Annotated in this window: 11 protein-coding genes and 2 tRNA genes; 7 read left to right on the top strand and 6 right to left on the bottom strand. The window is 68.9% G+C overall.

From position 1 onward, the window contains the following. Positions 1-58: 58 nt before the first annotated feature. Both QMK24_RS00165 and QMK24_RS00160 read right to left on the bottom strand, forming a co-directional pair. On the bottom strand, positions 59-1,804 hold the full coding sequence (locus QMK24_RS00165) for a glycosyl hydrolase family 18 protein (protein WP_283462904.1): 1,746 nt from the start codon (positions 1,802-1,804) through the stop codon (positions 59-61). A 259-nt stretch (positions 1,805-2,063) separates the two neighbouring features. Beyond that, positions 2,064-3,185 carry an LLM class flavin-dependent oxidoreductase gene (locus tag QMK24_RS00160; RefSeq protein ID WP_283462902.1) on the bottom strand — a complete coding sequence of 374 codons (1,122 nt, stop codon included), beginning with the start codon at positions 3,183-3,185 and terminating at the stop codon, positions 2,064-2,066. A 310-nt stretch (positions 3,186-3,495) separates the two neighbouring features. Between QMK24_RS00160 and QMK24_RS00155 the strand changes: the two genes are divergently transcribed. Then, entirely contained in the window at positions 3,496-4,251 is a 756-nt protein-coding gene (locus tag QMK24_RS00155; protein WP_283462900.1) for an IclR family transcriptional regulator, read from the top strand. A 91-nt stretch (positions 4,252-4,342) separates the two neighbouring features. Here the strand turns inward: QMK24_RS00155 and QMK24_RS00150 are convergent. Next, positions 4,343-4,416, bottom strand: a tRNA-Lys gene (locus QMK24_RS00150). Between the two features lie 12 nt (positions 4,417-4,428). Further along, positions 4,429-5,127: a hypothetical protein gene (locus tag QMK24_RS00145; RefSeq protein WP_349307821.1), complete on the bottom strand. Its 699-nt coding sequence runs from the start codon at positions 5,125-5,127 to the stop codon at positions 4,429-4,431. A 127-nt stretch (positions 5,128-5,254) separates the two neighbouring features. Here QMK24_RS00145 and QMK24_RS00140 point away from each other — a divergent pair. The 3 genes from QMK24_RS00140 (at position 5,255) to QMK24_RS00130 (ending at position 7,168) form a co-directional block, all read left to right on the top strand. Beyond that, positions 5,255-5,328 (top strand) — tRNA-Lys (locus QMK24_RS00140). A 358-nt stretch (positions 5,329-5,686) separates the two neighbouring features. Next, positions 5,687-6,238 (top strand): hypothetical protein, encoded by a 552-nt coding sequence (locus QMK24_RS00135; RefSeq protein WP_283462898.1) that lies wholly within the window; start codon positions 5,687-5,689, stop codon positions 6,236-6,238. Positions 6,239-6,778: 540 nt separating this feature from the next. Next, positions 6,779-7,168, top strand: coding sequence for a hypothetical protein (locus tag QMK24_RS00130; RefSeq protein ID WP_283462896.1), 390 nt, complete (start codon positions 6,779-6,781; stop codon positions 7,166-7,168). Here the strand turns inward: QMK24_RS00130 and QMK24_RS41640 are convergent. After that, complete coding sequence (locus QMK24_RS41640) at positions 7,161-7,670, bottom strand: peptidoglycan-binding domain-containing protein (protein WP_502989137.1); 510 nt, start codon at positions 7,668-7,670, stop codon at positions 7,161-7,163. The two genes, QMK24_RS00130 and QMK24_RS41640, sit on opposite strands and share 8 nt — an antisense overlap. A 578-nt stretch (positions 7,671-8,248) precedes the next feature. Between QMK24_RS41640 and QMK24_RS00125 the strand changes: the two genes are divergently transcribed. Next, positions 8,249-9,130, top strand: coding sequence for a hypothetical protein (locus QMK24_RS00125; protein WP_283462894.1), 882 nt, complete (start codon positions 8,249-8,251; stop codon positions 9,128-9,130). A gap of 88 nt (positions 9,131-9,218) precedes the next feature. On the opposite strand, the gene QMK24_RS00120 is transcribed toward QMK24_RS00125, so the two are convergent. Further along, positions 9,219-10,064 (bottom strand): metallophosphoesterase family protein, encoded by an 846-nt coding sequence (locus QMK24_RS00120; protein WP_283462892.1) that lies wholly within the window; start codon positions 10,062-10,064, stop codon positions 9,219-9,221. A gap of 114 nt (positions 10,065-10,178) precedes the next feature. Between QMK24_RS00120 and QMK24_RS00115 the strand changes: the two genes are divergently transcribed. Both QMK24_RS00115 and QMK24_RS00110 read left to right on the top strand, forming a co-directional pair. After that, positions 10,179-13,220 carry a Na+/H+ antiporter subunit A gene (locus tag QMK24_RS00115; RefSeq protein WP_283463117.1) on the top strand — a complete coding sequence of 1,014 codons (3,042 nt, stop codon included), beginning with the start codon at positions 10,179-10,181 and terminating at the stop codon, positions 13,218-13,220. Next, the gene (locus QMK24_RS00110; protein ID WP_283462891.1) at positions 13,217-13,702 is read left to right on the top strand and encodes a Na(+)/H(+) antiporter subunit C; all 486 of its coding nucleotides are present in this window, start codon (positions 13,217-13,219) and stop codon (positions 13,700-13,702) included. The genes QMK24_RS00115 and QMK24_RS00110 overlap by 4 nt, the downstream gene beginning before the upstream one ends. Positions 13,703-13,726 lie beyond the last annotated feature (24 nt).

Below are 13,726 nucleotides of genomic sequence, written 5' to 3'. Positions count from 1 at the left end.
CGGAGCCCGCGTCCGTGGGGGGAGAAAGGACGCGGGCTCCGGATGAGGCGGGGTCAGGTCAGCAGGCGCCGAGGTCCTGCCACACGCCCCATTCGCCGGTGGTGCCGGGCTCCTCGCCCTGCGTCCACCACTTGGCCTTCCAGTTGTGGCCCTTCCAGGAAGCGGTGCCACCACCGGTGTAGATGGCGGTCGCGTTCCAGGAGGTACCCGCGCAGCCGGCCGGAGGCGTGGTCGGCGGGGTCGTCGGCGGCGTGGTCGGAGGCGTGGTCGGCGGCGTCGTGGGAGGTGTCGTCGGGGGCGTGGTCGGCGGAGTGGTGGTGCCACAGCCGGCCGCGGAGCCGCCCACCGCGCTGTTGATCTTGTTGAGCAGCGTGGTGCCGGTGTCGAGGTCCAGGAGCGAGTACATCATCGCGCCGGCCAGGCCGCGGCAGTGCGCGTAGTCCGCCCGGGCCTGGATCGACCGGTCGTTCAGACCGGTCCAGAACTCCGTGCCGTTGTAGAAGTACGAGGACTTCGACGCGTCGTCCCAGAAGGTGGTCGCGGGGTTGTCGACGATTCCGCCGAGCTCCTTGTAATACGCGATACCGGGCGTCGCGCTGAGGCTGCGGGCCGGGGCGGCGCCGGTGGCGGGCTGGCCGAGACCGTGACTGGCACCGGCGGTGACGCCCGTCCAGCCGCGGTAGTAGAGCTCATAGCCCAGCGTCAGCTTGTTGGCGGGGAAGCCACCCGCGATGCCGTACGCGGCATTGCCGTCGAGCCAGGAGTCGACCGCGTTCGAGATGCTGTACTTCTGGGTGCCCGGCGCGATGGGGCCGGTCGGGTCGGTGGCCGACTGGTTCAGCGGGGACTGGTGGTAGACCGGCCCGGTCGTGTCCCAGGCGCCGTGCATGTCGTAGGTCATGATGTTCGCGTAGTCGAGGTACTGGCCGAGCTTGTTGGTCTCGATGTGCGCGATCTTGTCCTGGCCGGACGGCAGCGCGGCGGTCAGCAGCATCTTCTTGCCGCCGTTGGCAGTGCCGTAGGCGTCGAGCTGCGTGCGGAACTCGGCGGCCAGCAGCGTGAAGTTCTGCTTGTCCGCGGCGTCCACGTGGTTGCCGAGGTGGCCGCCCGTCGAACCCGGGTACTCCCAGTCGAGGTCGATGCCGTCGAAGATGCCGGCCGCGGAGCCGGAACCGCCGAAGCCGCCGGCCACCGGCAGATTGCCCTTGATGTACTGGTCGACGCAGGAGGCGACGAACTTCTTGCGGCTCGCGTCGGTCTTGGCGACGTCCGAGAAGTACTTGGAGTACGTCCAGCCGCCGATCGAGATATTGATCTTCAGACTGGGGTGCTTCGCCTTGAGCTTCTTGAACTGGTTGAACACACCCGTGATCGGCTGGTTCCAGGTGTCCGCGACACCGTCGACGCTGTCCGCCGCGCCGAACGACTTCTGGTAGTCGGCGAAGGAATCGCCCGCGCCGTCACCGGCGCTGGGGTTGTTCTCATCCTGCGAGGCGGCCTTGTTGGCCTCAAAACAGGTGAGGTTCACCGGGTCGATGTTGCCGAACGAGTAGTTGATGACGTCCAGCTTGGCGGCGATGCCCCGGGTGTCGAGGTCCTTCGGGTAGAAGGCGTTGCCGTACACGCTCCACTGGTCGTAGTACGCGATCTTCACCCCGCCGCTGCTCGCGGCCGCGGCGGCCGGCTGCGCGTCGGTACCCGCGGCACTCGCCGGGGCGAGACCGCCGACGAGCGCGGTGATCGCGCCGAGGGCGAGGGCCGCACTGGTGGCGGCCGCCACGAGTGATCTCTTCTGGAGCTGCACGGAAAGACCTCCGGGGGGAGAGGGAGGAGCGGGGCTGTGCCATGAATAGCGCTCTTGGAATGCTCCGGTCAATGGTCTGAACCAGACTCAGGACTAGACCAATTGCGCCGTTCCCTACCCGCCGGAAACCCCCTCCGGCCAGCGAAAAGCCGCCCGTCGCGGCTGCTGACGAGCGGCTTTAGCCTGACTTAAGGATCCGGAACATGGCGTTCCGATGGCGATCCGGGGGCGGAACCACGCCCCTTCGGGAAACCTGTACTTAACCGGTGGGGCCCGGCGAACCGCCACCGGGAAGCCCGTACGCATCGGCGATCAACTCGTAGGAACGCAGCCGCGCGGCAGGGGTATGGGCGTTGGCCGTGATGATCAGTTCGTCCGCTCCCGTCCGCTTGACGAGGGCGTCGAGGCCGTCCCGCACCTCCTCCGCGCCGCCGTGCACCACGTTGACGAGCCAGGAGTCGATGAAGTCCCGCTCCACCGCGCTGAATTCATACGCGGCGGCCTCCTCCGGGGAGGGGATGAGCCCCGGCCGGCCGGTCCGCAGCCGCAGCATCCCCAGCGCGCCGGTGAGCACCTGGCGGCGCGCCTCCCCGGCCTCGTCCGCCGCGAGCGCGGAGACGCCGATCGCGGCGTAGGGGCGGTCCAGCACCGCGGACGGGCGGAACGACTCGCGGTACAGCTCCAGCGCGGGAACGGTGTTGGCCGCCGAGAAGTGGTGCGCGAAAGAGAACGGCAGACCCAGCGTGCCGGCCAGCCGGGCACTGAAGCCCGACGAGCCGAGCAGCCATACCGACGGGCGGGACGCGGACTGCACCCCGCCGGACACGGAGCCCTGCACCGGTCCCGGGATGGCGTGGATCCGCGCGTAGCGGTGCCCGTCGGGGAAGTCGTCGTCCAGGAACCGGGTCAGCTCGGCGAGCTGCTGCGGGAAGTCGTCGGCACCGTCCGGGCGGTCGGTGCGGCGCAGCGCGGCCGAGGTGGCGCCGTCGGTGCCAGGCGCGCGGCCGAGGCCCAGGTCGATACGGCCAGGGGCGAGCGCCTCCAGGGTGCCGAACTGCTCGGCGATCACCAGCGGGGCGTGGTTGGGGAGCATCACTCCGCCGGAACCGAGCCGGATCGTCCTGGTGAACGCGGCGAGGTGGGCGAGGATCACGGCCGGGGACGAACTGGCGACGCCCGGCATCGAGTGGTGCTCGGCGACCCACATCCGGTGGAATCCACGGGCTTCGGCGAGCTTGGCCAGTTCGACACTGGCGCGCAGGGCGTGGGTGGCGGTAAGCCCGCTTCCCACGGTCGCCAGGTCGAGCACGGACAGCGGCACGGGCGCGCTGCCGCGGGCTGCTCCGCGGATGTCATCGGTGGTCTGCGGTTCTTCTCCCATGGGGGGCGCCTCCTCGGTCATGTATTCGCCTGCGGCAACTTGAACCGGAGACTGGCTCCGGTTATTCCCGGAAGGTCTTCGTCCGAATCTCTCCTCGATCATGCCTTCTGCATATGCCAATGTGGCCCTGTCCTGCATATACGCACGCAGTCCACCACTTGGCCGGTCAACGGGCTCTACCGGAAAGCCCGTTGGGGCTATCGTGGAGAACGGCCCGGCTGCCGGGTTGAACAGGCCTGCCCATCGGCCGTGACCAGCAGCGACGGCCAGGACGCACGCGATGCGAACGGCACACCTGCAGGGGGATTCCGTGGCGCTTGAGTACCGACAGATCGCGCCGGTGTACGCGGTCCAGTACGCGCTACGCGTGCTCGAGGCCGTGGACGGACACCGGCACGGCGTGACAGCCGAGCAACTGGCCCGCGACATCGGTGTGCCCATCGGCTATCTGTCGCAGCTGCTGGCCATGCTCAAGCGCGAACGCTATCTCGCCTTCCTGCCCGGCGGCGGATATGTGACCGGTGAATCACTCGTCCTGCTGGGCGCCGCCAACCGCGAGCAGGCCCTCGCCGACAAGCTCAACGGCATCCTGAACGAACTGCGGGACGAGGTCGGTGCCGCCGTCTATTTCGGCCGGTACGACGACGGAGAGGTGACGGTCGTGGACGTGGCGGACGGGCCCACCACCCCGCGCGTGAACGAGTGGGTGGACTTCCGCTCCTCCGCCCATGCCAGCGCGGTCGGCAAGTGCCTGCTCGCGCAGCTCGACCACCACAGCCGCCGCGAGCACCTGTCCCGGCACCGGACTGCGCGCCTCACCTCGCGCACCGTCGTCAACGAGAAGGCCCTGCTGACCGAACTGGAGAGCCAGCCGGCCAGCCACCCGATGCTCGACCTGCAGGAATACGCGGTCGGTACGGTCTGCGCGGCGATACCGGTCACCATCGGGAAGATGGTCGGCTGCCTCGCGCTGTCCATGCCCACCTCCCAGGCGCACCGCCTCAAGCCGGCCGTCGACACCCTGAACGAACGCACCGCACCCGTCCTGCTCGCCCTCAGCTTCTGAGCCGCCGCACACGCGCACCGGACACGCACGCGGCACACCCCGGACGCAAGAAGAAGGCCCCTCGCTTCCGTGAGGGGCCTTCGACCCTCTGTGCGCCGCCAGGGACTCGAACCCCGGACCCGCTGATTAAGAGTCAGCTGCTCTAACCAACTGAGCTAGCGGCGCTTGCGGGGTCAATCATACGGGGCCGGAGGGGGTGCTTGTGACCACCCGCCCCCTCCGGCCCCACTTCATGATCACGTCAGAATCAGCGCAGGCCGAAGGCCCGGGCCGGCCGCCCGCTGAGCGGGCCGCCGGCGCGGCCGCGACATCCTGCCAGAAGGCCCGGGTGTCCTTCTTCCGTGCCTTGAGCGCGGCGCGCCGATGCTGGGCAGCAGCCGGATGGTGCTGCTGCCCGCGGGGGGCGGCGGGCAGCGACCGGGCGGCGCGGGCGGCGGCGATGTAGGTGGCGATCATGGGGACGCCGCCGGAGCGGGCGTCGTCGTAGCCCATCTCCACCAGGACGGTCACGTCGAACAGCCGGCAGTCGACCTTCCCGGCGGCGAGCAGCGGCAGCGCCTCGTCCGGCAGGACGCAGGTCTCACCGCCCGCCTGCTGGATGTGCACGCCGCCGCGGGCGCCGTGCGGGCGGTCCACGGTGACGGTGTCCTGGTTGGCGGCCCCGTCGGCGAAGTGCACGACATCCCCGGTGACCAGGGTGACGTCGTACGTCGTGGCCCTCGGTGCCGCGGTGTGCGGGGTAGCGCCCGGGGCGGCGGTCGCGGCGGCCGCGGGGGTCGTGGGGGTCGTGGGGGTCGTGGGAAGGAGGATTCCGGTACTGAGCGCGAGCGCGGTAGCGCTGGCGACCAGGGAGGCGCGGCGTCCTATCGGCGTCATGCACATGATCTATCGGCCAGCGGGTGCGCAGCGTACCGATGCGGGCTGGCAGGATCCCGCCTGGCGGCAATCCGCCGCCCGTTTTTGAGCACCCTCGGGGATCGGGTACGATCTTCCATGTCAGCAGGCGCCGCTAGCTCAGTTGGTTAGAGCAGCTGACTCTTAATCAGCGGGTCCGGGGTTCGAGTCCCTGGCGGCGCACAGCGAGGCAATCGCCTGACCAGGGCGTTCTTCCCCCGGGAAGAACGCCCTTTGGCGTTCCCGGGCCTCGATGTCGGCGAGGGGCCGTGACCGCGCAGTCCCTCAGCGCGCGGATGGGTCCGACCAGAGCACCGGAGTCCCCCACCCAGATCATTCAACACCGGGGCGACCCTTGGGATATCAATTTCTGACTGCTGCTGTTCCATGGCGGTTGGTCCGGTCGAACCACCCTTTCCGCACCCGAAAAGCTAAACCCCGTTCACTCTGGTGGAGTAAGCGGCGTTGCGGTGGCCGCGAGAAGGACGAAGCATGGGTCTGAATGGTTCACGACGAATCAGTGATCGGAGGCCGCCGAATCATGTCAACCCGCTTCCCGTTTGCAATAAAGCCCAACGCCATAAATCTGGCTCGCGACTGGCACTCGCTCGGAGCCGTGGCGTCTGCGCTACTCAGTGTCATCATGCTTTTCCCGCCCTGGTTGTCGATACCCGGCCAAAGCTTGAACGCCTTCGGTAACAATATGCAGGCTGCGGGACCTGCGCTCATTATCGTCATGGCACTGGCAACGATAATCCTGACCTATTGCGCACTGGCAACCGGTCAGGGAATGTATCTGACCGCTGCACTCCTACCCGCTTCAAACCTGGCAGTGATCTACATCATCAAGGTCTCCGATGTATCCGATTTGGCCGACATCAACAACAGTTCTGGCACGACCACCCAGGTATCCACTGGCGTCGGAGTGTGGCTTGGACTCGTATTTGCGCTGACAACCATCATGTTCGCAATAACAGGATTTATGCTCAAACGGAGCCGGGGCGGCGGCATATCGAACCTGCCCTCCCCTCCCCCAGGCACATCCAATATCCCTCCGGAACCTCCAGAACCTCCTCAAGCCCCGCCCGTCTGAAACAAATCCAGCAGAAGGACTCAGGCGCCGATGAAAGCGGAGAGAAGACTACTGGGTTCAATTGTCAAGGCTGGGCCAGTGTGCACTGCAATGGCGGCGGCCCTCCTTGCGGCCGCTTGCGGTTCAGGAGGCTCGGGGAGCTCACCCTCCAGCCGGCCAACCGTGACGGGCAGTCACCCACAGCGTCCACCGCAGAGAGCGGGCCAACATCGGGGAGCACAGCGAGTGGGTCAACGACCTCATCCTCCGAAACGCAGTACCTGAGCGATACCGATCCGTTGACCTCCACCGGCGTAGACAACAGTGCCGCCACGGTGAATGGAAACCTCGGTCGCCATTGGAAGAAATTCAAAGCTACTACGGCACGTGGGGTGACGCGGCGCTCGTGCCGTAGGTCGTTTCTTACCATTCGATCGAGGGTGGACTATGATGCCGAATCACCGGCGACCCCTGGGAAATCCCAAACTTGCTGCCAACGTATCTGCTGCGACTGCGATTTTCGCCATAGCGGCCACCTCTTGCGGGTCCACGAGCACGCATGTGCCCAACCCGGCACAGACGAGCTCCTCTCCGGCGACCCAGGATTGGAATACTTTTAAAAATGCTGTCGCGAACTACAATGCGGCTGCCAAGCTCCAGGATGATCTTAACCATTCAGACCCTAGCATCAGTTTGTCGGATGGCTGCCAGAACAATCCCAACAATCCTGACCTTAATTTGCGCACCCTGGCTAACTCTCCTGATGCTCGAACGAACCAGCTTGTTAATCAGCTGGCCTCCAGCGAAGACATGAAGGACAGGGACTGCGTCAACAATGAAATCGCCAAAGTCGATCAAGACGTTGTTACCGCGCACCACGATTGGGAAGCGGTGGTGAACCGCATCAGAGAAGTGGCGCCCGTTGATGCCCAGAAGGCTTGGGTCAATTAATAGCTAAATTTCGCCCCGCCTGGTACGAGGAGGCGGAGCTCAGGGCGCGAGCACCGGCTCCGGGAGGATTTGGCGGGGGACGGTTCTGGGGTGGCCGGGGGGTCCACTCGCGGGGGTAGCCGGGGTACGGGTAGGGCCGCAGCGGGTCGCCGGGCAGCAGCCGGTACCAGGTCTGCGGGTCGACGATGCCATTCGCTGTGAGCTCCTGACTGCGCTGGAAGGCAACCACGGCGCGGCGTAGCTCATCATGGAAGACTCCGTCTCGGTCAGGCCGAGCGCCCGCTGCACGTCCGCGACAGCCTGACCCCCGACACGCAGGGTGTTGGCCCGCTTGACGACCCGGACGAGGTGCGGCTGCGGTAGTCGGGTTGGAGCGGCTTGCCCTCTTCGGTGGTGAAGACGTGGCGACTGTCGGTCCAAACCGGATCCAGCGCCAGGCATTCGACCAACTGCCGCGCCCACATTGGTGACGACGGGGAATCCAACCGCGAGGCAGTGCCATCGCTGTAGCACGCGGCTGGCAGCCGACCATCTGGCGATGCTGTGTTCGCCCTGCCAGGCATCTGACCGATCAGCGGTGTCGATGCCGCAGCCGCCCCAGGTGACCACCGAGTTCTGGGACGCCGAGCTGCTTCAAGAGGCTTTCGCCGCCCGCCACATCGGGCGCGTCCTGCGGCGCTACCGGACCCACCCTCATCACACTGCGGAGTCCGGCCGACGGGGCGTTCCCCAGAGCTTGCTCGGCCAGTGGCTCGGACTGACCCAGGCGCAGATCAGCCGGATTGAGACCGGGCCCGCTGTGACCGACCTGGTCGGCCTGATCCACTACGCGCGCGTCCTCGGCATGCCCAGAAAGCTGCTGTGGTTCACCCTGCCGGACCAGTCCTGCGGGCCGCCCGCAGACCTCGAACTGATCGCAATGGCACCAGACCCGGTACCGCCTCGCCGCGCCGCTGAGGTGACACAAAGCCAAGAGCAGTGGCGCATGACCCGGCGCTATCTCAACTCTCATCGGGCGCAGTTGGCGCGGGCAGCGGCCGACGGTTCCCGGCTACCCCCTTCGACCGCTACACCCAAGCGGTGCGCTACATCGACTCGCCCACGCTGTTCGAGAACCGGCCGAGCTATCGACTGACGGGGGTCGACTGGGACGCCCAGGGAGGTGGGCAGCTGTCGTTCGGACTGGCCACCTACTTCGACAAAATCGATGTCTGCGAGGCCATTGGCCACGAGCTCGCCGCAACGCTCGCGTCCAGCGATGGGGCAACGGTTGGCGGGCCTGGCTGGGGGAAGTTGCCACGGCGCCGACTCATCGGAGACCCCTTCGACCTGGAAGTGCGCTCCGTGGTGCCCGCCATCACCACGCTGCTCCTGCGCCTGCGGCCATCGGGGGAAGCCACCTTCTTCCTGCACTGGCGCGACCCCGGCAAGGTCGCCACCGCCGGAGGTCTGTACGACACGATCCCCGCTGGGGAGTTCCAACCCAGCACCGTCATGTGCGACCCCGCCGGCCCGGACTTCGACCTGTGGCGCGCCATCGTCCGCGAGCTCAGCGAGGAACTACTCGGCACCAGCGAGGACTACGGCAGCGACACCGCCCCGATCGACTACGACGCCTGGCCGTTCAACCGGGCTTTGACTGCGGCCCGCGCGGAGGGAACGCTGCGGGTGTACTGGCTGGGCCTGGGCATGGACCCCCTCACCCTCGTCACCGACATGCTGACCGTGGCGGTCTTCGACGCCGAACTGTTCGATGAGACCTTCGAGCGCATCGTCTCCACCAATGACGAGGGGCTCCGCGTGGAGATGGAGGATGGCACGGGGCGTGCAGTCGGGATTCCGTTCCGCGCTGATCAGATCGAGCGCCTGACCGGTAGTGAGCCGATGCAGCCCGCTGGTGCCGCGCTCCTGCAACTCGCCTGGCAGCACCGCAAGGTGCTACTTCCCGGACAGCCTGGCTGACCCCCGGCCTGTCCATTGCAACGAGCCAATGGCGGCGGCCTTTGTCGTTCTCTGTGGCCACCGTGCTGTCGCCACCGTGCCCGGGTTCTCAGGGCGCGAGCACCAGCTCCGGCAGGATTTGGCGCGGGACCGTTCTGGGGTGGCCGGGGCGGCGCCATTCGCGGGGGTAGCCGACCGAGACCTCCTCGAAGCGCACCCCGTCGTACCAGGCGGTCCGGGGAATGTGCAGATGGCCGTAGACCACGGCGCTCACCTTGAACCGCTTGTGCCAGTCCGCCGTCCGCTCGGTGCCGCACCACTGGGCGAACTCCGGATAGTGCAGGATCCGGGTCGGCTGGCGTACCAGCGGGAAGTGGTTGACCAGCACCAGGGGAAGGGCCGGATCGCAGTCCGCCAGCCGCCGCTCCGACTCCCGCACCCGGGCCCGGCACCAGGCGTCAAGGCTCGGATAGGGATCGGGGTGCAGCAGGAACTCGTCACTGCAGACGATCCCCGACTTGTACGCCTGGGCGAGCGACTCCTCCTTGTTCGCGGCGGTCTCGGTGCGGAAGGTGTAGTCGTAGAGCACGAACAGCGGTGCGACGACGGCCGGGCCGCCGGCGCCCTCCCAGACGGGGTACGGATCCTCCGGGGTCAGCACACCCAGCGACCGGCACATCTCCACCAGATGCCGGTAGCGGGCCTCGCCGCGTAACTGGACCGGATCCTCGGCCGGGGTCCACAGGTCGTGGTTGCCCGGCACCCACACCACCCGGGCGTACCGGCTGCTCAGCAGGGTCAGCGCGCGCTCGATGCCGTCCGTCAGCTCGCCGACGTCACCAGCGACGATCAGCCAGTCGGTGTCCGACTCGGGGCGCAGGCCCTCGACGATCTTCCGGTTCTCGGCGAACGCCACGTGCAGGTCGCTGATCCCCCATAATTTCCCATCCGGCATATGCAGACGGTAGGCGGATCCGCGCACGGGCGGTACCCCGCCCAATGGGTGATCCTGGTGTACCTCTGGCGCGCCGGTCCGCTCCGCCGCCCGGGCGGCGGAAGTGTTCGCCGCGTGCTGGCCCTGATCGCCGTTCACTTCGTCCTCGCCGCCTGCGCCGCGCCGCTGGTGCGGTGGCTCGGCCGACGGGCCTTCCTCGTCCTCGCGCTCGCACCGGCCGCCACGGCGGTGTGGGCGTTCACCCAGTGGGCATCCGTCGCCGGCGGCGCCGTGCGTACCGAGCACTGGCGCTGGGCGCCCGCCCTCGATCTCGGCATCGCCCTGCGGCTCGACGCCCTCGGCCTGCTCCTCGCGGTGCTCGCGGGCGGCGTCGGCACCCTCGTCCTCGTCTACTGCACCGGCTACTTCACCGACGACGAGCCGGACCTGGCGAACTTCGCCGGCACCCTCACCGCCTTCGCCGGGGCGATGCTCGGGCTCGTCCTCGCCGACGACCTCATCCTGCTCTATGTGTTCTGGGAGCTGACCACCGTCTTCTCCTTCCTGCTCATCGGCCATCTCTCGGCGAAGAAGGCCAACCGGCGCTCCGCGCTCCAGGCGCTCCTCGTCACCACGGCCGGCGGTCTCGCCATGCTCGTCGGCCTGCTGATCCTCGGCCGGGCGGCCGGTACGTACCGGCTGTCCGAGCTCGTCGCGCACCCGCCCCCGGCGGGCGGCACGGCAGTGCCGGTCGCTCTCGTGCTGGTGCTCGCCGGGGCGCTGTCGAAGTCCGCGATCTGGCCGTTCAGCCTGTGGCTGCCCGGCGCCATGGCCGCACCGACACCCGTCAGCGCCTATCTCCACGCCGCGGCCATGGTGAAGGGCGGCGTCTATCTGATCGCCCGGCTCTCCCCCGCCTTCGCCGCGGTCGCCCCCTGGCGCGGCCTGACGCTCACCCTGGGCGCCGCCACCATGCTGCTCGGCGGGTGGCGGGCGCTGCGCGAGAACGACCTGAAACGGATCCTCGCTTACGGGACGGTCAGCCAACTCGGCTTCCTCACCGCGCTGGTGGGGGCCGGGTCGCGGTACACCGCGCTGGCCGGCGCCACCATGCTTCTCGCGCACGCGCTGTTCAAGGCGCCGCTCTTCCTCGTGGTCGGCATCGTCGACCACGCCACCGGGACCCGTGACATCCGCCGCCTCGGCGGGCTCGCGCGCGCCCTGCCCCTGCTCTGCGTCATCGCCTGCGTAGCGGGCGCCTCGATGGCGGGCCTCCCGCCGTTCCTCGGCTTCGCCGCCAAGGAGGCCTCGTTCGCCGCGCTCTGGGCCGGAGGCAGCGCCGACCGTCTCACCCTCTACGCCACCGTCGCCGGCTCGGCCCTGACCACCGCGTACACCATCCGCTTCCTCTACGGCGCCTTCGGGCCCGCCACCTCGCCTGCCGCTGGGCAAACCGAGAGCGCCCACCCCTCGCTCGCCCACCCGTCCGCGAGCCCGTCCCCGGCGGGAGGTTCGGGCAGTCCCGAAGGATCCGGCGGCGGGCTGCCGACTACGGCCGGTGCCGCCGCGCACGAACCCGCCCAAGCAGGGGGCACCTCCCAGCCGGAGGGCGCAGGTCTCGCACCGGGAAATCCCGCCGGAGGCGGGATCGCCCTGTGGGGCTCCACTGCCGTACTGGCCCTGGCGGGGCTGGTGCTGGGCCCCGGGGTGGGGTGGCTCGATCCGCTGATGTCCCGGTACGCGGCGGCCTTCCCGGCCCAGGGAACCCCGTACCACCTGGCGCTGTGGCACGGTGCCGGTCTCCCCCTCACCCTGTCGGAGATCGCGTGGACCACCGGCCTGGGCCTGTTCGCGGTGCGGAACCCGCTGGTGCGCTGGGGCAAGCGGCTGGCGCTGCCGAGCGCCGAGTCCGCGTTCGCCCAAGTCCTGTGGCAGACCGAGCGCTTCGCGCTGCAGCTCACCGGGAGCATCCAGCGCGGCTCGCTGTCCGTCTATCTCGGTACGGCGCTGCTCGTCTTCTCCGGCGCCGAGACGGCGGCCCTGTTCACCGACCGCCCGTGGGACTGGGGCGGCTCCCCGCATCTGTGGGACGACGCGGCCCAGATCGCGGTGGCGGCGGCCGTGGCGGCGGCGGGCGTGCTCTGCCTGCCGACGCGGCAGCGGATGAAGGCGGTGGTGCTGGCCGGGACGACCGGCTACGGCACGGGGGTGCTGTTCGTCCTGCAGGGGGCGCCGGACCTCGCGCTGACGCAGTTCACGGTGGAGACGACGAGCATCGTCGTGTTCGTTCTGGTGCTGCGTCGGCTACCGCCCCGCTTCCCGCCGACGCCGACGGTGTGGCGCCGCGCCGTGCACGCCGCGCTGGGCATCGTGGCGGGGACGCTGGCGGCGGGCCTGACGTATCTGGCGGTGGCGGCCCGCCGGCATCCCGGAGCCGGGGCGGACCTGGTGGCCGCGACCGAGCACGACGGGCTGAAGAACGTGGTGGCGACGATCCTCGTCGACCTGCGGGCGTGGGACACGATGGGAGAGTCGGCGGTGCTGGCGGTCGCGGCCGTCGGTGTGACGAGCCTGGTCTATCTGCGCCGCCGGGCCGGCTCGCTGCCACGCGCGCGGGAGGGCGACACCACGGCGGGCGTGTGGGCGGCGGGCGTGCGGACCGGCCCACACGCGGCCCCGGAGCGCACCTGGCTGGCGGCGGGCGGCACGCTCGCCCCCGACCGGCGGTCCGTGGTCTTCGAGGTGGTGGCGCGGCTGGTCTTCCATCCGATCCTGGTGCTGTCGCTGTATCTGCTGTTCAGTGCGGAGAACCTGCCCGGCGGCGGTTTCACGGCCGGGCTGGTCGCGGGCCTGGCGCTCGTCGTCCGGTATCTGGCGGGCGGGCGGTACGAGCTGGCCGAAGCGGCTCCCGTCGACGCCGGATTCCTGCTCGGCACCGGCCTGATGGTCTCCGTCGGAACGGGCCTGGGCGGGCTGCTGTTCGGCTCGGACGTCCTGGACGGAGCGGTGTTCCACACCCGTCTGCCGCTGTTCGGTGAGGTACACCTCCCGAGCTCCGTGCTCTTCGACTGCGGGGTGTACCTCCTGGTCCTCGGGGTCGTGCTCGATGTGCTGCGCAGCCTCGGCGCGAAGATCGACCAGCAGATCGAGCGCGAAGAAGCCAGGAGGAAGGCATGAACGCCACCGTCGCTCTGATCGCCGCCGGCGGGGTGCTGTTCGCCTGCGGGACGGTGCTGCTGCTCGCCCGCCCGCTCACCCGGATCCTGCTGGGCGCCGTCCTGCTGGGCAACGGGGTGAACCTGCTGGTCCTGGCCACCTCGGGCCCTTCGGGGAGAGCGCCGCTGCTGTCCCCCGGCACCGATCCGGCGACGGTCTCCGACCCGTTCCCGCAGGCGATGGCGCTGACCGCGATCGTGATCACCCTCGCGCTGACCGCGTTCCTGCTCGCGATGGCGTACCGCAGCTGGCAGTTGACCGGCAGCGACGACGTACAGGACGACGTCGAGGACATCCGGGTCGCGCTGCGGGCGGAACACGATGGCACCCGCGCCGAGTTGAGGACGGCGATCCGCGCCGACCGGGCCCGGCAGGCCCGCGCGGAGGATTCCGAGGACCTCGACGACGAACTGTGGGACAACGTGCTGGGAGCCGACCGATGAACACCCACCGATTGAACTCGCACC

The organism is Streptomyces sp. PH10-H1, from assembly GCF_030063355.1.
Classification (GTDB): domain Bacteria; phylum Actinomycetota; class Actinomycetes; order Streptomycetales; family Streptomycetaceae; genus Actinacidiphila.
Note: the sequence above shows the minus strand (reverse complement) of the source record. Positions and strands in the feature narration are given on the sequence as shown.

What these genes read in the sequence shown, in the direction of transcription:
- QMK24_RS00160 (WP_283462902.1), bottom strand. Translation starts at nt 3,185, where the DNA reads ATGGGAGAAGAACCGCAGACCACCGATGACATCCGCGGAGCAGCCCGC.
- QMK24_RS00145 (WP_349307821.1), bottom strand. Translation starts at nt 5,127, where the DNA reads ATGACGCCGATAGGACGCCGCGCCTCCCTGGTCGCCAGCGCTACCGCG.
- QMK24_RS00135 (WP_283462898.1), top strand. Translation starts at nt 5,687, where the DNA reads ATGTCAACCCGCTTCCCGTTTGCAATAAAGCCCAACGCCATAAATCTG.
- QMK24_RS41640 (WP_502989137.1), bottom strand. Translation starts at nt 7,670, where the DNA reads ATGGCACTGCCTCGCGGTTGGATTCCCCGTCGTCACCAATGTGGGCGC.
- QMK24_RS00120 (WP_283462892.1), bottom strand. Translation starts at nt 10,064, where the DNA reads ATGCCGGATGGGAAATTATGGGGGATCAGCGACCTGCACGTGGCGTTC.
- QMK24_RS00110 (WP_283462891.1), top strand. Translation starts at nt 13,217, where the DNA reads ATGAACGCCACCGTCGCTCTGATCGCCGCCGGCGGGGTGCTGTTCGCC.